General features: G+C 39.9%; 15 protein-coding genes. 7 read left to right on the forward strand and 8 right to left on the reverse strand.

The features are described from left to right. Positions 1–41: 41 nt before the first annotated feature. Both copZ and A33I_RS06985 read right to left on the reverse strand, forming a co-directional pair. A complete protein-coding gene (copZ, locus tag A33I_RS06980; protein ID WP_022627775.1) occupies positions 42–248 on the reverse strand; it encodes a copper chaperone CopZ in 207 nt (68 codons plus the stop codon). A 127-nt stretch (positions 249–375) separates the two neighbouring features. Then, positions 376–654 carry a metal-sensitive transcriptional regulator gene (locus A33I_RS06985; protein ID WP_012959014.1) on the reverse strand — a complete coding sequence of 93 codons (279 nt, stop codon included), beginning with the start codon at positions 652–654 and terminating at the stop codon, positions 376–378. 218 nt (positions 655–872) lie between these two features. Here A33I_RS06985 and A33I_RS06990 point away from each other — a divergent pair, with 218 nt between their 5' ends. The 6 genes from A33I_RS06990 (at position 873) to A33I_RS07015 (ending at position 8,704) form a co-directional block, all read left to right on the forward strand. Next, entirely contained in the window at positions 873–1,721 is an 849-nt protein-coding gene (locus A33I_RS06990; protein ID WP_022627776.1) for an ABC transporter ATP-binding protein, read from the forward strand. Beyond that, a complete protein-coding gene (locus A33I_RS06995) occupies positions 1,669–2,604 on the forward strand; it encodes an iron-hydroxamate ABC transporter substrate-binding protein (RefSeq protein ID WP_022627777.1) in 936 nt (311 codons plus the stop codon). The genes A33I_RS06990 and A33I_RS06995 overlap by 53 nt, the downstream gene beginning before the upstream one ends. Before the next feature lie 90 nt (positions 2,605–2,694). Next, positions 2,695–3,705: a FecCD family ABC transporter permease gene (locus A33I_RS07000; protein ID WP_022627778.1), complete on the forward strand. Its 1,011-nt coding sequence runs from the start codon at positions 2,695–2,697 to the stop codon at positions 3,703–3,705. Next, entirely contained in the window at positions 3,702–4,709 is a 1,008-nt protein-coding gene (locus A33I_RS07005; protein WP_022627779.1) for a FecCD family ABC transporter permease, read from the forward strand. The genes A33I_RS07000 and A33I_RS07005 overlap by 4 nt, the downstream gene beginning before the upstream one ends. 147 nt (positions 4,710–4,856) lie before the next feature. Beyond that, positions 4,857–6,614, forward strand: a complete 1,758-nt coding sequence (locus tag A33I_RS07010) for an ATP-binding protein (protein ID WP_022627780.1) — start codon at positions 4,857–4,859, stop codon at positions 6,612–6,614. A 323-nt stretch (positions 6,615–6,937) separates the two neighbouring features. After that, positions 6,938–8,704, forward strand: coding sequence for an ATP-binding protein (locus A33I_RS07015; protein WP_022627781.1), 1,767 nt, complete (start codon positions 6,938–6,940; stop codon positions 8,702–8,704). Positions 8,705–8,755: 51 nt separating this feature from the next. Here the strand turns inward: A33I_RS07015 and A33I_RS07020 are convergent, their stop codons facing one another. Continuing rightward, a complete protein-coding gene (locus tag A33I_RS07020; RefSeq protein WP_022627782.1) occupies positions 8,756–10,258 on the reverse strand; it encodes a glycine betaine uptake BCCT transporter in 1,503 nt (500 codons plus the stop codon). A gap of 326 nt (positions 10,259–10,584) precedes the next feature. Next, the gene (locus A33I_RS07025) at positions 10,585–11,337 is read right to left on the reverse strand and encodes an SDR family NAD(P)-dependent oxidoreductase (RefSeq protein ID WP_022627783.1); all 753 of its coding nucleotides are present in this window, start codon (positions 11,335–11,337) and stop codon (positions 10,585–10,587) included. A gap of 177 nt (positions 11,338–11,514) precedes the next feature. Here A33I_RS07025 and A33I_RS07030 point away from each other — a divergent pair, with 177 nt between their 5' ends. After that, the gene (locus tag A33I_RS07030) at positions 11,515–12,462 is read left to right on the forward strand and encodes an arsenic resistance protein (RefSeq protein ID WP_022627784.1); all 948 of its coding nucleotides are present in this window, start codon (positions 11,515–11,517) and stop codon (positions 12,460–12,462) included. A gap of 70 nt (positions 12,463–12,532) precedes the next feature. Here the strand turns inward: A33I_RS07030 and A33I_RS07035 are convergent, their stop codons facing one another. The 4 genes from A33I_RS07035 to dcuS all read right to left on the reverse strand — a co-directional run bounded on the left by A33I_RS07035 (position 12,533) and on the right by dcuS (position 17,515). Further along, a complete protein-coding gene (locus A33I_RS07035) occupies positions 12,533–13,864 on the reverse strand; it encodes a 2-hydroxycarboxylate transporter family protein (protein WP_022627785.1) in 1,332 nt (443 codons plus the stop codon). A gap of 31 nt (positions 13,865–13,895) precedes the next feature. Further along, on the reverse strand, positions 13,896–15,086 hold the full coding sequence (locus A33I_RS07040) for an NAD(P)-dependent malic enzyme (protein WP_022627786.1): 1,191 nt from the start codon (positions 15,084–15,086) through the stop codon (positions 13,896–13,898). A 130-nt stretch (positions 15,087–15,216) separates the two neighbouring features. Then, entirely contained in the window at positions 15,217–15,924 is a 708-nt protein-coding gene (locus A33I_RS07045) for a response regulator (protein WP_022627787.1), read from the reverse strand. After that, positions 15,917–17,515, reverse strand: a complete 1,599-nt coding sequence (gene dcuS, locus A33I_RS07050) for a DcuS/MalK family sensor histidine kinase (RefSeq protein WP_022627788.1) — start codon at positions 17,513–17,515, stop codon at positions 15,917–15,919. Before dcuS ends, A33I_RS07045 begins: the two co-directional genes overlap by 8 nt. Positions 17,516–17,651 lie beyond the last annotated feature (136 nt).

A 17,651-nucleotide genomic window follows, 5' to 3' on the forward strand; every position in this document is an offset into this window, starting at 1 on the left:
TTCACAAGTAAGCACGACATTTTCCTAAATAGGGATGCTTATTATACTACATCATATCCTTGGTCTTCGATTACTTCCTTGATCTTTCCAAGGTTTAATTCGTTTTCGTTATAAGATACTTCCACTTGACCTTTATCAAGGACAACCTTTACAGATTCAACTCCTGATAATTCGCCAACACTTCCTTCTACTGAACTTACACAATGCCCGCAAGACATTCCTTTTACTGTGAGTGTTTCTTGTACCATTTTGAACCCTCCAAGAGATCGTTTTTAACCACTTCAACCTCAATATACTATACTGGGGTATAGTATTCAAGGGATAAATAAAAAGTAATGTATTAATTGCTTTTTTCACATCTAGGATGAAGACTTATTAGAGCATTTTCTTCATTACATCCATTAGTTCATCAATTGCCTTTTCACCGTTATCATTTTTAATAGCATTTGCTACACAATGACGAGTATGGTCCTCGACAAGTCCTAAAGATACTTTATTTATAGCCGCTTGGATAGCTGAAATTTGAGTCAAGACATCTACACAATAGCGATCATTTTCAATCATATTATGGATTCCTCTAACTTGTCCTTCTATTCGTTTCAATCGGTTTAGCATTTGCTGTTTATTCGGCTGGACTGTTTTTTTTGCTTCCATAACCATCCTCCTTATACGTATACCCCGTAAGACTATCCTAACATAGTCTATTTTAATTTTCTAATACATCCTCCTCTGTTGCTTATTAATATAAGAAGAATCGTCTAATTACTCACAAAAAAATTCATTGACACTTAGAAATTCTAGACTTATAGTGTAATCATAAATGATAGTGATAATTGTTTTCAGTTAGATGGAGGGATTGGAGGCTACATAAAATGACTCGTCTTTATACAGAAGATTTACGTATCGGATATGGTGAGAATGTCATTGTAAAGAATTTGAGTATAAACATACCGGATGGCAAAATCACAACAATTATTGGTCCCAATGGCTGCGGAAAGTCGACGCTGCTTAAAGCGATTACGCGTGTGATTTCCTCGCAATCTGGCAACGTCATACTAGACGGCGAGAGTATTTTCACGAAGGATACGAAGGCTCTTGCCAAGCAAATGGCGACCTTGCCGCAAACTCCTGAGAGTGCAAGCGGATTAACGGTTGGAGAACTTGTTTCCTACGGGCGCTTCCCTTATCAAAAAGGATTTGGCCGTTTAAACAAAAAAGATATCGAAGTCATTGACTGGGCTCTTAGTGTGACAGGAACGATGGAGTATAAATATCGTTCGGTAGATGCCTTATCAGGCGGGCAGCGCCAGCGGGTCTGGATCGCGATGGCTCTGGCACAAGAGACTGAGATTATCTTTCTTGATGAACCAACCACCTATCTGGATATGGCACATCAGCTTGAAGTGCTTGAGCTTTTACAAAGGCTTAATGAACAAGAAGGTCGTACGATTGTGATGGTGCTTCATGATCTGAATCAAGCTGCACGATTCGCTGACCATATCATCGCGCTAAAAGACGGCGACATTATTCAATCTGGTACGAGTGAAGATGTCATCAAAAATGATGTACTCAAGCAAGTCTTTGGAATTGATGCCGTCATCGGACGTGATCCGAATACGAACAAACCAATGTGTATTACTTACAATTTACTTAAAGGAGAAAACCACCATGAAAAAACAACTGCTCATTCCATTTCTTATGCTCTTAGTGCTAGTTCTTAGCGCTTGCGGCAGCACTTCAGAAGACTCTGCTTCTTCATCTGAAGAAGATACAAATACTGAAGAAACAGATACAATTACTTACGAATCTGAAAACGGTCCGATTGAAGTTCCAGCTGATCCACAGCGTGTCGTTGTCTTATCTTCATTTAATGCAGGAAGCGTCATGGCTCTTGATGTCCCTATTGTCGGGGTCGATTCTTGGGCGAAAATGAACCCACGCTACGAGGAATATATTGGCGAGGCAGCAGAAGTGACCGATGAAAGCTTAGAGCAAATTATTGAGCTTGACCCTGACCTGATTATTGCAGCACCAACAAACAATAACCTAGACAAACTGGGTGAAATTGCTCCAACTGTTACGTTTACTTACGGAGAGGTTGATTACTTAACGCAGCATGTTGAAATTGGCAAGCTGTTAAATAAAGAAGAAGAGGCACAAGCTTGGGTGGATGACTTCAAAGAACGTGCACATAAAGCAGGCGAAGAAGTGAAGGAAAAAATCGGCGAAGACGCGACGGTTACAGTTATAGAAAATTTTGATAAACAATTATATGTATTCGGCGATAACTGGGGCCGCGGCACGGAAATTCTTTATCAAGAAATGAAGCTTGAGATGCCTGAGAAAGTTCAAGAAATGGCTCAAAACGAAGGCTACTATGCTCTTTCTGTTGAAGTATTGCCAGAATATGCTGGTGATTATATGATCGTCAGCTCAGATGGTGTAGATACGGCATATCAAGAAACAGAAACATACAAAAACATCCCAGCTGTTGCAAATGATCGTGTATTTACAGCAAATGCATCTGAATTTTATTTTAATGACCCAATTACACTAGACTTCCAATTAGACTTTTTCACTGAAAGCTTTTTAAGCAGTAATTAATGGTTGTTTCAATGATTGATTGGGGAGGAATCTAAAGCGGATTCCTCCTCTTATTTTATTCTATTATTTCAAAAGAAGAGTTGAGATCTGATGGTACATACTAAACGATTAATTAAATCTAAATACGCAGCATTTCTTGTAACTGCAGCAGTATTTATCGCCATTTTTATAAGCTCCGTCTTGTTCGGCGCAGCTGATGTGACGATTCAGGATGTGCGGGCGGCTATGTTTACAAGTGATTCTGGTGAGAAGCTGTCGATGCTTCGTGAAATCCGCTTCCCACGTGCATTTGGTGCAATGGCTGTTGGAGCTGCTCTTGCGGTTTCAGGTGCGATTATTCAAGGGTTAACGAGAAACCCATTAGCTGATCCCGGCCTTTTAGGAATTACAGCAGGTGCGAATGTTGCGCTCGCTATTACAATCGCCTTTATCCCTGCCGCTAATTATTTCGGCATGATGATTGCCTGTTTTATTGGTGCAGCTGTCGGAACTCTTATGGTCCTTGGCATAGGAGCCTCCCGCCGCGGCGGCTTCTCCCCTTTTCGGATCGTTTTAGCCGGGGCTGCCGTAACTGCTTTTTTAACAGCCATCGCTGAAGGGATCGGGATATATTTTAAGATTTCTAAAGACGTCTCAATGTGGACGGCAGGCGGGTTGATCGGTACGTCTTGGGGACAGCTTGAAATAGTTACGCCCTTTATATTTGGGGGAATTTTAATTGCGGTCCTTCTGTCTAAGCAGCTGACAATTCTCAGCCTAAGTGAAGAAGTGGCTGTGGGGCTTGGCCAGCATACGACCAAAGTCAAAATCATGCTATTTATCGTAATTGTGATTCTCGCAGGTGCTGCAGTCGCACTTGTTGGTAATATGGCGTTTATCGGCCTCATGATCCCGCATATCGTTCGGGCAGTAGTTGGAACAGATTATCGCAATGTATTGCCGATGTCCGTCTTATTTGGTGCCGGTTTTATGCTTCTTGCTGATCTTGTTGGACGTACAATCAGTGCACCTTATGAAACCCCTGTTGCTGCAATTGTTGCAATCATTGGGCTTCCATTTTTTCTCTTTATTGTTCGAAAAGAAGGGAAGGCATTTTTATGATCCATCCAAGTATTATCAAAAAACAGCGCATGATTTTAATTGTCTTAACGGTTCTAATCATACTTACAGCGGCCATCGGAGCAAGCATAGGCCCCTCTTCCCTCTCTTTTAACCGCATCCTCCCTACTCTGTTTGGTCAGGGAGAATTTAAAGAGGAATTTATCTTATTTTCTGTGAGGCTGCCTAGAATTATTGTAACTCTTCTTGCAGGTATGGCCCTTGCTTTATCCGGCGCAATCTTACAAGGCATTACACGAAATGATTTGGCTGACCCGGGTATTATCGGCATTAATTCTGGAGCCGGCGTTGGAGTAGCTGTCTTTTATTTATTTTTCCCGGTTAGTAATGGCAGCTTTGTCTTTTTGCTCCCTCTGATCGCCTTTGCCTCTGCGCTCATAACAGCAATAGCGATCTACTTATTCGCATATAATCGTACAACAGGCCTTGCTCCTGTGCGGTTAGTGTTAACGGGTGTAGGGTTTTCGATGGCTTTATCAGGTGTGATGATTTTACTCTTTTCTTCTGTTGATCCATTTAAAGTAGATTTTATTGCCCGGTGGATGGCAGGAAATGTGTGGGGGGCCGATTGGCCATTTATTTGGGCGATACTGCCTTGGCTTGTTATTTTAATTCCTTTTACGCTGTATAAAGCAAACCGACTGAACATTCTCGGGCTTGGTGAGCCGGCTGCGATTGGAGTGGGTATTCGAGTCGAGCGTGAACGATTTGTACTGTTGATCACAGCCGTAGCTCTTGCTGCATCAGCTGTTTCAGTTACCGGAGGGATTGCTTTTATCGGTCTGATGGCTCCTCATATGGCAAAGGCGTTGGTTGGACCAAGAAATCAGCTCTACATTCCTGTCGCAATCCTGCTTGGCGGCTGGCTCTTAGTGTTAGCTGATACGGTTGGACGAAATCTTGTCGAACCGGACGGGATCCCAACAGGCATCATGGTCGCGTTAATCGGTGCTCCTTATTTTATGTATTTGTTGATGAGAAAATAATAGATATTTATACGTTTACCTAATATAGCCCTAGTTATTTCATGGAGAGACAACCCTTGTTGAATAGTAAAAATTAAGATACAATATTTGAATCTATAAAGCAGGGATTGTTTTAAATCTTAATCCCAAGAAAGGGTTGTATGAACGATGGAGAAAACAGATTCTCTATATACATTATTACAAAATCAGGATCATACGGACTCCATCCAAGCCTACTACACTTACACTGAGCGTAAAAAATATTTAAATCATGTTTTCCAATTTGTAAGTTTTGCAATAAAGCATGATTATAAAGTTATATGTATAGAAGATGACTCTCTTTATCAAGAATTGCTTTCTCAATTATCACTAGTATACTCTGATGACTTGCTTAAAAATATTACCTTTTATGACAGCAGCGAATTTTATCTTGCCTCAAATGTATTTAAAGGAGAGGACCACTCTTCAAAACTATTAAATGTAATGAAACCCATAGTAAGCGATGGGCACCATCTCATGATGTGGGGTCATATAAAATTTGCAAATGAAAAAGCTATTCTTCAACAACTCAAAAAGTTTAAAGATTATTGCGATCCATTTATTACAGAGCACCAAATATCAACAGTGTGTGCGATGAATGGGTTTAACACCCCTGCCTATATTCAAACAGAATTATTAAAAACACATAAATATTTTATGACCGATGATGAAATTACTAAATCAGGTATCTTTAAGATGGGGTATTATCACGTCGAAGAAGAGTTAGAGAAGAAACGTATACATATGATTGAACAACAGAACAGGCAACTCTCAATTGATAATGAAAAATTGAGTAACGCGTATGAACTGCTTAGTAGACAAAAAAAGGAATATCGCAAACTATTAACTGAGTTACCCATTGCTACATTTATTACCAAATCAGATTGTATAGTATATGCGAATGAAAAAGCTCTCATAGATTTAGAGCTCCCGAACTTTGAATTTATTCAAGATGTAAATGTATTTGAGATCATTCAATTTATTGATCATTCTATTAAAGAGCAATGGATACTAAGCCTTCAATCAAATCAAGATTTTCAACTGAAAGAAGTAGAACTTATCCTTTCTAATGGGCAGGTTAAAACGTTTGAACTAAAGTCGATGCGAACTTGGTATCAAGGCGGCGAAGCCATTTTACATGTTCTAATTGATTTAACTCCATATAAAGTGTTAGAAAAAGAAATGATTCGTTCAGAAAAATTAAATATTGCCGGGCAGCTGGCGGCAGGGATTGCCCATGAAATTAAAAACCCCCTCACTGCGATCAAAGGCTTCTACAAATTGTTTAAACTTAATATGGGGAAAGAATTCTATTATAAAATAATTGATGATGAACTTAATCGGATTGAACAAATTGCTAATGAATTCTTAGCTTTATCTAAACCTCATTCAAATGTATTTGAAGTTCACTCGATTTCAAAAATCATTCAAGAAGTGAAAACTTTACTAGAAACAGAAGCCATTCTTAAAGGAAATGAGATTATTACGTCCTTTCAAAAAAGTGACGAGCTTTTCATTTATTGCGAAGAAACAAAAATGAAACAGGTATTTGTTAACCTCATTAAGAATGCCATTGAAGCTACAACAAACGGGCACATAATTATAACGACCAAACTACGAGACGAAAATGTAGAAATCAGCATACAAGATCAAGGTTGCGGGATTTCAGAAAGTATCTTAAAAAAAGTGGGAGAACCTTTCTTTACAACGAAAGAAACAGGAACTGGCTTAGGTTTATTAATTTGCGATAAAATTATTGATACTCACAACGGAACTAGAACCATAGAAAGTCAGGAAGGAGCAGGTACTAAGGTAACCATCCGTTTTCCGCGTGTTCCAAATGACCTATCTCCCACTTCAATTGAATCCCAGCCATTGCACCTTTAAAAAGTAACCTATAGTTTAGACACTTATAAAAGTCTCCCTATAGGTTACTTTTTTGTATACTTAAATTACACTACTATAGAAATACATCATACAGAGTATATATTGAGTAAAAGTTTTTTTACTATGAAAGAGATTAAACTATATTCAACTAATAAGTATGTAAAATCTTTAAGTACTTTATCATATTCATAGCCTGTTTTCATACATTCACATTTGTGAATTCTTACCATCATCAAAAGGACTTTGATACCTCGATGTGGAATAGGTTAAGAAAGAACCGTGTCGAAAAGAACTAGAAAGGAAAGGGTGGATCTACAATCGCTATGGAAATGACAACTCCAATTCAAGCCTTATTAAATGAAAAAAATGGTACTGAACCTATCCATGTCTACTACACCTTCTCTGAGCGCGAAAAGTATATTAAAAACGCTCTCGACTTTCTTAGTTACGCATTAGACCGTCGCTATAAAGTTCTCTTCGTTGAGGAAGAGTCCTTTTATGAGGAAATCATCTCCCATTTACGCATGATGTACCCTAATGATGTATTAGAGAAAATCCTTCACCAAGAAAGCAAGCAGTTTTACTTGTCTTCGCATTTATTTAATGCCGAGCAGAATTCAACTCGACTCTTAACTCTAATCTCCCCTCTACTTGAAGAAGGTCATCGTATCATGATCTGGGGTCAGGTGCTTTTACCAAGTCAAAATTCCATTCTCTCACAATTAAGAACTTACGAGATCCAATGTGATCAATTTATTGCTGAGCACGAGCTTACGACTGTTTGTGCATATAATGGCTTTATAACCCCTGCTTACATTCAAACGGAACTCCTTAAAACGCATAAATATTTTATGACTGATGATGAAATAACGATCTCAGGGCTTTATCAGAGAGACTACTTGCAGTTAATGAACGAGCAAGATAAAGACAGGATGGCTAATATCGAACGTGAAAATAAACAACTTATTCTAGATAATGAAAAATTAAGTAAGGCCTATGAACTAATAGCAAGAAAGAAATTTGAATACTGGAAGCTTTTGCAAGAGCTTCCTATTTCCATCTTAATTACGAAAGAACATAAGGTCGTATTTGCGAATGAGAAAGCTCTCATAGACCTTGAGCTGCCAAGCTTTGATGAGATCAAAGGGGAAAGCGTCTTTCATTTTATTGATCTAACAAATTATACTCTTAGAAAACAATGGATTGATACGTTGGATGCCAATCAAGAATATGATCTAAAAGAAGTCGAGTTAAAACTTGAAAATGGCAGTATCAAAACCTTTAAGCTTAAATCGATACGAACATGGTACAAGGGCGGCGATGCAGCATTGCATGTGTTAATAGACCTCACTCCATACAAGCTGCTAGAACAGAAAATGATTCGTGCAGAAAAGTTAAACATTGCAGGTCAATTAGCTGCAGGAATAGCCCATGAAATTAAAAATCCGCTTACTTCTATTAAAGGGTTTTATAAATTGATCAAGCATGGTATGGGAAAAGAAAGCTATTACACGATTATTGATGATGAACTAGATAGGATCGAACAAATCGCAAATGAATTTTTAATTTTATCCAAACCTCATACCGATGTCTTCAAAGTTCATTCTATTTCGAGAATTATTGAGGAAGTGAAAACGCTTCTTGAAACGCAAGCGATTATAAAAGGAAATGATATCATTACGTCCTATCAATATGAAGAAGAATTGCTCATTACTTGTGAAGAAACGAAGATCAAACAGGTATTTGTGAATCTTATAAAAAATGCCATAGAAGCGACATCCAATGGCCATATTTATATAACCGTTAAAAAGCGCGGCCAGTTTGTGGAGATCAGTGTAAGAGATGAAGGCTGCGGTATTTCTAATGACGCTTTAGCAAGAATATCTGAGCCTTTTTTTACTACAAAAGAAAAAGGCACGGGCCTGGGACTGCTTATTTGCGACAAGATTATCGATAATCATAATGGGACAAGGAAGATTGAAAGTAGAGAAGGCGTTGGTACAACGTTCACCATTACCTTTCCGCTTATGAAAAGTCCGCAGCCGTCTATTCCTGTTGATCCAGTGCTTTTGAGTGAGCACTCTATTTAACCGTTCTATACAAAAAAGGCTTATCCAATTGTGGATAAGCCTTTTAAGTTATTAACTCACTTTCTTCTTCTTCAATTCAACCGGTGGATTCGCACCTAAATCCTTTAATTCTTGATTCAGTGCTTTGACTAGTCCGTACGTCATCAATAGAACAATAAAAGTTAGCGGCAAGGCACTAACGATAATCGCTGTCTGCAGTCCTTGCAAGCCTCCTGACACCATCAGCACACATGTTGCAGCAACTAAAATAATCCCCCACATGACTTTTACTTTATTCGATGGGTTAAGCTTTCCGCCTGTAGTCATCATGCCAAGAACAAACGTTGCCGAATCAGCTGATGTTACAAAGAATGTGGTAATTAGTGCAATTGTTAAGAATGATAACAAAGCACCTAAAGGCAGCTGCTGGTAAACATAGAATAATGCTGTCTCAAGAGACTGACTAGATACAGCGAGTCCCTGTGTCAACTCTAAAAACATTCCTGTCCCGCCAAAAACGGTAAACCACATTGCACATACTAGTGATGGAACCAAAATAACGGCTACAGTAAATTCTCTAATCGTTCTTCCTTTTGAGACTCTGGCAATAAACATACCGACAAACGGCGCCCATGAAATCCACCATGCCCAGTAAAAGACGGTCCAGCCTTGAGTCCAAGCTGCTTCATTTTCATCAAATGGAGATAAACGTAAGCCCATTTGCATTAAATTCTGCATGTAGCTTCCAAGACTCGTTGTAAACATGTTCAGTAAAAATAATGTTGGTCCTAAAATAAGCATCGCAAAAAATAGCACGACTGCGATCGACATATTCGCATTACTTAAGTATTTAATTCCTTTAGAGATCCCTGTATTGGCTGAAACAATAAAGAGCACAGTGATAATCCCCATAATCAGCATTTGAATGCCGAATGTATTAGGTACTCCAAATAGATATTCAAGCCCAGCATTAATTTGCTGTGATCCGAGTCCAAGCGATGCCGCTACACCAAATAATGTGGCGAATACAGCAGCAATATCAACCGCATGACCAATTGGCCCTTTCACTTTATCACCTAATACGGGATACAGGGTTGCACTCATTAATCCTGGTGCGCCTTTTCTAAACTTTTGATAAGCCAGCGCCATGGCAACAACAGCATAGATTGCCCAAGCGTGAAGGCCCCAATGCAGCCACGTATAACGCATACCCATAACAGCGGAAGCTTCTGTGCTTCCTTCTCCCATCGGAGGTGCAGAGAAGTGAGCAATTGGTTCTGATACTCCGTAAAATAACAGCCCTATTCCCATCCCTGCTGAAAACAGCATTGCAAACCAAGTAGGACGGCTGTATTCAGGTTTAGAATCAGGCGCTCCTAATTTGATCTTTCCATACTTACTAAAAATCATAAATGCTGCAAACAGCAGGAAGAACGTCGCAACAAGCTGATAAAACCAACCAAATGATTCAAGCACAAAGGCTTGAGCGATATTCATTGCCTCACCTAACTGTTCTGGAATTAACGCACCGATTAAAACAAAAATGGCGGCAATTCCAACTGAAATCTTAAACACTATCCTGTCGTCTTTAATAGTCAACACTTCCTATTCAATTATTTTTTCCCCTATCTTCAATGAAAACACTTTACTATTTAACCACATACTTGATGTTGATTTAAAACGCCGTTCGTATGGATAAATCGTGATATGCAGTGATATACTATAGCAATCTAGTATTAGGATGGAGATCTTAACTATTCCGCTAGATTCGTAACAAATCCTTATGTTTCCTCAATAATTTTAGGATTTTTTGGAAGAGTTTACATTGGTGACGCTTACAATATTCTAGTTTTAATGAAAAAAGCAGTCCATACCCTCGTGACATAGACTGCTTTAAGGCATTAAAATTTAGTATTCGTAAAGCCTCCATCAATTCTGATGACTTCACCGTTGATATACTCTGCTTTTGACGTCAGCAAAAATGTGACAAGTTCCGCTACTTCTTCTGGCGTTCCAAGTCGTTTTTGCGGGATACCGCTTTCTGCACTTGCTTTCATTTTCGGGTTCGCTTCAAAATAAGACTTCACCATAGGCGTTTCAGTAGGACCTGGAGCAATTGCATTTACCCTGAGCCCGTCTTTTGCATACTCTGCGACCAGACTCTTCGTTAAGCCGACGATCCCATGCTTTGTTGCTGAATAGGTGACAACCGTATCCTGACCAATTACGCCAGCACTTGAAGCGGTATTAACAATTGAGCCGCCTCCATTTTTCAGCATCACTTCTGCGACATATCGAATGCCGTACAAAGCACCGAGCAAGTTAATCCCAACAATCTGTTCAATTTCCTTAATATCAGTCTCAAGAAAATACGCTCCGCTGCCTGAAATTCCAGCATTGTTGAAAAAGTAATCAATCGTGCCAAAATACTCTATCGTCTCATCTACATATCTTTTCACATCTTCTGCTTTTGAGACATCTGCTTTAATAAAAATCGCATCCTGGCCGAGTTCTTTAACCGCTTCAACTGTTTGATTACCACCTTCATCACTTACATCGACAACTGCAATATTTACCCCTTCTTCAGCTAAACGAATTGCACAAGACTGCCCCAATCCGCTGCCGCCCCCAGTAATAACCGCTACTTTACTCACAAACATTCCTCCTGTCATTTACTATGTACAAAATTGGACCACATTTTTCCTACTACTATACAATACCCTGTTTGGATAATAAATATCATCGACGTAAAGAATTTTTCCCCTGACTTGATAAAGTCTGAATATGGTAAAATGAACACTACTTCATCTTGAAATGAGTTGTCATGTTGAATGAGTATTATTGAAAAATTATATTCCATCATTATTTTAGCGGCGGTTATCCTTGGATTAAGCCTAGGTCAAGTCGATCTGATACGTATTCATGCTGAGAGTCTTATTGTTCCTTTTTTATTAGCTATGCTCTACATCACCTTTTTGCAAATACCGCTTGATCAATTGAAAAAAGCGTTCAAAAACATCAAATTCACCTCAACCTCACTCTTGCTGAATTTTGTCTGGACACCTGTTTTTGCTTGGTTACTAGCCATGGTTTTCTTAAGTGATCATCCGGCGCTCTATATTGGTTTCATCATGCTGATGGTGACACCGTGCACAGATTGGTATTTAATTTTCACAGGCATTGCAAGAGGAAATGTGGCCCTCTCAGCTGCGATCCTGCCGTTAAACTTGGTGCTTCAAGTTGTGCTGCTGCCTATCTATTTAATACTGTTTGCTGGGTCGTCTGGTGTTGTTGAGCTTAGCTTTTTAATAGAAAGTGTGCTAGTAGTGTTGCTGCTTCCTCTTATGCTGGCTGTGGTAACAAATCTTATATTAAGCAGGCGTAAAGGACTCCAAGAAGCGATACTAGAAAAGCTAAGTCCCTTGCCTATCCTCTTGTTGAGTCTCGCAATTATGGCGATGTTTGCTGCACAAGGACAATTGCTGCTTCAGAGCTTAGAATTGCTATGGATCATTTTCTTACCGATCCTCCTCTTCTTTATTGTAAATTTATTTATCTCTCAAAAAGCCGGCGAGCTCCTTAAGTTTTCATACAGCGATTGCGTGAGCTTAAGTTTGACGACACTCGCTAGAAATTCTCCGATTGCTTTGGCGATTGCGATGACAGCCTTCCCTGATGAGCCTTTCATTGCGCTGATACTTGTGATCGGCCCGCTGATTGAGCTGCCTATTCTAGCAGGGATCTCACAAGTGTTGTTGCGGCCTTCAGCTCGAAATTAGCTTTTTAAAGCACTAAAAAGACACCCTCGCTTCTTGCTTGAAGCGAAGATGTCTCCTTTTTTGTATAAACTTAAACGAGCAGCGGTATAATCAATCCGGCTAAAAGAAGGATAAGCGCCCCGCCAAGTCTTGATGCAATTTGTGCAAAAGGCATTAACTGCATGCGTTTAGCAGCAGATAAAACGGCAACGTCTCCTGTACCGCCCATATTGGCCATACATAAACCAGCTGAGATTGCAGACTCAATTGGATAGAATCCAACTAAACGCCCAAGTAATGCTGCTCCCATTACGGCTCCAAATACTACTCCCGCAACAAGTAAAATATACTGCAAGCTTAGTGCTGCTAAGACTGAATCAAGATCGGTGAAGGCTACCCCAATTCCGAATAATAAAGCAAGCGTCCATGTTTTTGCGACAAATTGATACCACTGGCTTGCTCCTTCAACGACTGTTTCAGGAATAAGATCAAGTATTTTCACTAACGCGACTAACATAATCATTAACGCATATGGATGAAGCGGAATAAATGCTCCTAACAGATGTCCTAATGCAAAGAATAAAAGAGCAGCTAGAAGTCCGATACCCATTTTAGAAATATCAAAGCTTGACTGTTTCTCTTCAATTTTAAACCCTGGAATCAACTGACCATTTCCTGATAAAGACGGCATTTTATTGCCAAGCGAGTTTAACAGACTCGCAAAAACGATTGCAAAGACATTTCCGAGTGCGAGTGCCGGCACGAGAATGGAAATATAATAGCTCGGAGGATTCCCTAAAAACTCAGAATACACCTGCGCCATTGGGATCGCCCCCGCCCCCATGCCGCCGCCTAAGATTGGCAGAGCGATAACTAACACAGCATCTTGGACGGAAAAACCAATTAAGAAACCGACAATCCCGGCAATAACCATTGCACCGATGACTGCTCCAAAAATCGGTACAAAATAACGTACGCCAATTTTGACTAGCACTTTTGAATTCATTCCTAGGATACTTCCTGTAATTAACGCAGCAATATAGAAATCAAGAAATCCGCCTGTTGTCATAAATTCATCGACGCCTGTAATCACACTTTCAGGAAGAAGACCAGCATACACCATATATGCCGACCCAAAAATCGCCACAATCGCTCCCCCGCCTAAATAAGACTTAATAATTGGCAGACGGTCACCGATCCAGCCAAGCGCTTCTCCTAAAACCACCATTACTAGAAGACTTCCAATCATTCCTGTTGGCAGGTTTCCTGTATAAAGTGTCACTAGTGTAATCGTTAAAAAAACAGCAAACCAAACTAGCGGCAGGCCCATAATTTTGAGTTGGTCTTTTCTTTTCCTATCATACACTTTTAGTTCGTTTGCAGTTAATTCTTCTGTGTGAAGTTTCTTTGCTGATTCTCCCATCTCCTGCACTCCTCTCTACTCTATCTATGCTCTAGCTCGTTTTCACTGCTTGCTTCCTTGTTTTTAATGCTTCATCTGCTACTGATTTCGCAACAACCTCAGCGACTTGCTGATTAAGTGCATGCGGGATGACGTAATCAGGCGCAAGTTCTCTTTCTGGTATAACGTTCGCGATCGCATAGGCTGCAGCAATTTTCATCTCAATAGTAATGTCTGTTGCTCCTGAATCAATCGCCCCTCTGAAAATTCCTGGGAATGCGAGGAGATTATTAATTTGATTCGGATAATCTGAACGGCCGGTGCCGATCACTTTTGCCCCTGCAGAAAGCGCATCTTCAGGATATATTTCTGGGATTGGATTTGCCATAGCAAACACGATCGGATCAGCTGCCATCAGTTTGACCTCTTCTGCTTTTAATGCAGCAGGTCCAGACACACCGATAAAGACATCCGCATCAACGATCGCATCCTTCAAGCGGCCTTTACGATTCTGTTTATTAGTGACAGCTGCCATCTCTTTTTGACTAGGATTAAGCCACGCTTCATCTTTTTGAACGATTCCTTCTAAGCTGACAAGAGTCAGATCACGAAAGCCTGCTTCAAGCAGCAATTTAGCAATCGAGATGCCTGCTGCCCCTGCGCCGTTAATGACCACTTTAACCTGGCTCATATGCTTGTCAACCACTTTTAAACTGTTCAATAACCCTGCTAATACGACAATCGCTGTTCCGTGTTGATCGTCATGAAAAACAGGAATGTCGAGCTCCTCTATCAACCGCTTTTCAATTTCAAAACAGCGCGGAGCTGAGATATCTTCTAAATTAATTCCGGCAAATGTCGGTTGCAGCGCTTTCACAATTGCCACAATTTCATCAACGTATTTTGTATCCAAACAAATAGGGAAAGCATTAAGATCTGCAAACTTTTTAAACAGCATACACTTGCCTTCCATTACAGGCATCGCTGCTCCAGGTCCGATATCACCAAGACCCAAGACAGCAGTTCCATCAGTCACAACGGCTACTGAATTTCCTCTTGAAGTTAAGGTGTTAAGCTGTTCAGGATTTTTCTCAATTTCCTTGCATACATCTCCTACTCCAGGCGTGTAGACAAGGCTAAGATCAGACTCCGTTTTAATATCTATTTTGCTCACCATTTCAATTTTACCGTTATGTTCTCTATGTAATTGAATGGCTCTCTCACGAAGATTGCTTTCAGTCATCATGTTTTCCCCCTTGGTGTAATCGGTTTCAATAATCTTGAAACTAAGTCTATACTCATCACATCAAATCGAATAGTTTATGAAAGATAAGTAACCTTTTGTAATTAAAAAAAGCAGCCATAACGGCTGCTTATACTAAATCTTGAAAAGACGATTTCGTTAAATTTCTATTGACGTACACATAAAAAGGTCTTCCGATCGCTCCGTACGTCATTCTCTCGGCCAGGGCTCCAATCTCTTTTAAATACTTAATGTATTTTCTGACAGAAACACGCGAGATTTGTACAGTTTCTGCTATTTCATCCGTTGTAAAGGGTTCATTTTCTTTATCGACAATGGCTGCTGCTATCACCTGAAGCGTATTCGGAGTAAGGCCTTTTGGCAGCGTCATATTCTTTTTCTCATGTTGGTGAAGAATGCTTGCATCTAATTCTTCTTGCTTTAATGACTGCTGGGCCGTGAGCAGACTGTGCTTTTCACGATAGGTTGTTAATGCTTTATTAAACCGTTCAAATTCAAACGGCTTAATAATGTAATCAACTGCCCCGTACCTGAGCGCCGTTTGAATGCTGTCTACATCGTCAGCAGCTGTGACTAGAATTACATCCACATTATAAGCCGTCTCTTTACGAATATATTGCAGCAATTCAAGGCCATTTTTACCAGGCATATAAATGTCTAGTAAGAGCAATTGTACATCGTTTTCCTCTAACAGATGCTTTGCCTCATCGAAGGATTTTGCCAAACCTGCCAGTTGAAACCCTTTTATTTCTTCTACATATTGTTTATTAAACGATGCAACCATTGGATCATCATCTAAAATAAGTACGTTAATCACGGTCATTCTCCTCTGCATCATATGGTATATCAATCATTATCGTCGTTCCTGCATCTACCACTGTATCGATTGTCAAATGGCCAGAAAGCTGATCAATGCTCTCTTTCACATTTGCTAAACCGTATCCGCGCCCTTCTCCTTTTGTAGAGTAGCCTTTAGTAAATATTTCTTTCAATTGTTCAGTCTTAATGCCCGGACCTGTATCCTTTACCTCTATGTGCAATTTGCCCCTTTTTACAGCAAGAGTCATTTCTACTTTTTTAAACGGTGATTCAGCAACAGCTTCAATCGCATTATTGATCACATTTCCGAGGATTGTAATCATCTCATGCACCATTTCTTGATCAGGTGATTTATGAATAGGTGTCTGACTTTTTATGGTCAGGGTTACACCGCATTCTTTCGCATAGCTTAATTTACCTAATAGAAAACCTGATAAGACTGGGTCTCGCACGTGTTGCACTTGGCTGATTTCATGACTTTTGTGATCGACTAATTTCAGGATAAACTCCTTTAATTGATCATACGCCCCAATCCGAAGCATTCCTAGGATCACATGCAGGTTATTTTTCACCTCATGGGATTGTGAGCGAAGAGCTTCGACATACTGCTTTACACCAGTTAATTGCTGCGCGAGCTCTTTGACTTCTGTTTTATCGCGTAATGTCGAGATCGCTCCAATCACTTTATCATCGACGATAAGCGGCGAACGATTTACAATGAAGGACATTTCATTAATAACAAGCTCATCTCCTAGCTCTGCCCTGCCTGTCTTGAGTACTCGTTCTAGTCCTGTCATAGGCAGGAATGAAGCAATATCAACTCCGATCGGATCTTCAGTTAGTCCGGCACGCTTTAACAACTTACGAGCAGATTTATTAACGAGCGTTATTTTCCCCTCTTCATCTACTGCAATAATCCCTTCATGGACGGATTCAAGCATCGCATTCCGCTCTCCTAAAATGCTTGCAATCTGTTTAGGTTCAAGGCCGTATAATGTTTTCTTTATGTATCTCGCCATAAAAAAAGCCCCGAGAACCCCAGCCAGCAAGCCAAACAGCGATCCTAGCAGAATATTCCTGTGGTTCTGGTTGATCATCTGTTTAATATACTCAAGCGAGATCCCAACGACTACAGCCCCAATTTGTTCCCCATCATTATTCAAAACGGGTGTAAAGGACCGAAGTGAAGTAGTTAGAGTTCCTTCAGAGATTGAACTATACTCTTGATTTAAAAAGACCTCTTTCTCATCACCGCCTTCAAACGGTTGGCCGACCATTTCCTCATTTGGATGGGAATAACGGATACCGCTCATATCTAACACGACCACAAACAGCACCTCAGCAGAGCTTCGTACACGATTGGCATATACTTGTATGGCATCTGCTTCTTGGTTTTCTAACCCGCTTATCACAATATCTGAATCAGCAACAATCCTAGCTGTCGTAAGAGCCTTCTCTTCTTCATAACTCATGCTGTTCTCATTAATCGACCTTGAGACTAAGAGGTCTGTGATAAACAAAGATAATAAAACGACCATACATACAAGCAGCAGAATCACGGTACGAAGCTTTACTTTTCTCATCAACATACAAACCCTTCTCTCAAAACATCATTAGTTGATATTGTAACGGTTGTTTCTTTTTTTAGAAAGATTCAACTTGAGAAAGTTTCTAACTCGTTAAAGTAATTTAAGCTAAAAAACTCCCGGATAACAGAAGATCCCG

Source organism: Alkalihalophilus marmarensis DSM 21297, assembly GCF_000474275.2.
Classification (GTDB): domain Bacteria; phylum Bacillota; class Bacilli; order Bacillales; family Bacillaceae_D; genus Alkalihalophilus; species Alkalihalophilus marmarensis.

Bases quoted from the DNA above. Each gene is read 5' to 3' on its own strand.
- A33I_RS07015 (WP_022627781.1), top strand. From the start codon at position 6,938: ATGGAAATGACAACTCCAATTCAAGCCTTATTAAATGAAAAAAATGGT.
- A33I_RS07030 (WP_022627784.1), top strand. From the start codon at position 11,515: ATGAGTATTATTGAAAAATTATATTCCATCATTATTTTAGCGGCGGTT.
- A33I_RS07010 (WP_022627780.1), top strand. From the start codon at position 4,857: ATGGAGAAAACAGATTCTCTATATACATTATTACAAAATCAGGATCAT.
- dcuS (WP_022627788.1), bottom strand. From the start codon at position 17,515: ATGTTGATGAGAAAAGTAAAGCTTCGTACCGTGATTCTGCTGCTTGTA.
- A33I_RS06995 (WP_022627777.1), top strand. From the start codon at position 1,669: ATGAAAAAACAACTGCTCATTCCATTTCTTATGCTCTTAGTGCTAGTT.
- copZ (WP_022627775.1), bottom strand. From the start codon at position 248: ATGGTACAAGAAACACTCACAGTAAAAGGAATGTCTTGCGGGCATTGT.
- A33I_RS06985 (WP_012959014.1), bottom strand. From the start codon at position 654: ATGGAAGCAAAAAAAACAGTCCAGCCGAATAAACAGCAAATGCTAAAC.
- A33I_RS07035 (WP_022627785.1), bottom strand. From the start codon at position 13,864: ATGGGAGAATCAGCAAAGAAACTTCACACAGAAGAATTAACTGCAAAC.
- A33I_RS07040 (WP_022627786.1), bottom strand. From the start codon at position 15,086: ATGACTGAAAGCAATCTTCGTGAGAGAGCCATTCAATTACATAGAGAA.
- A33I_RS06990 (WP_022627776.1), top strand. From the start codon at position 873: ATGACTCGTCTTTATACAGAAGATTTACGTATCGGATATGGTGAGAAT.
- A33I_RS07000 (WP_022627778.1), top strand. From the start codon at position 2,695: ATGGTACATACTAAACGATTAATTAAATCTAAATACGCAGCATTTCTT.
- A33I_RS07005 (WP_022627779.1), top strand. From the start codon at position 3,702: ATGATCCATCCAAGTATTATCAAAAAACAGCGCATGATTTTAATTGTC.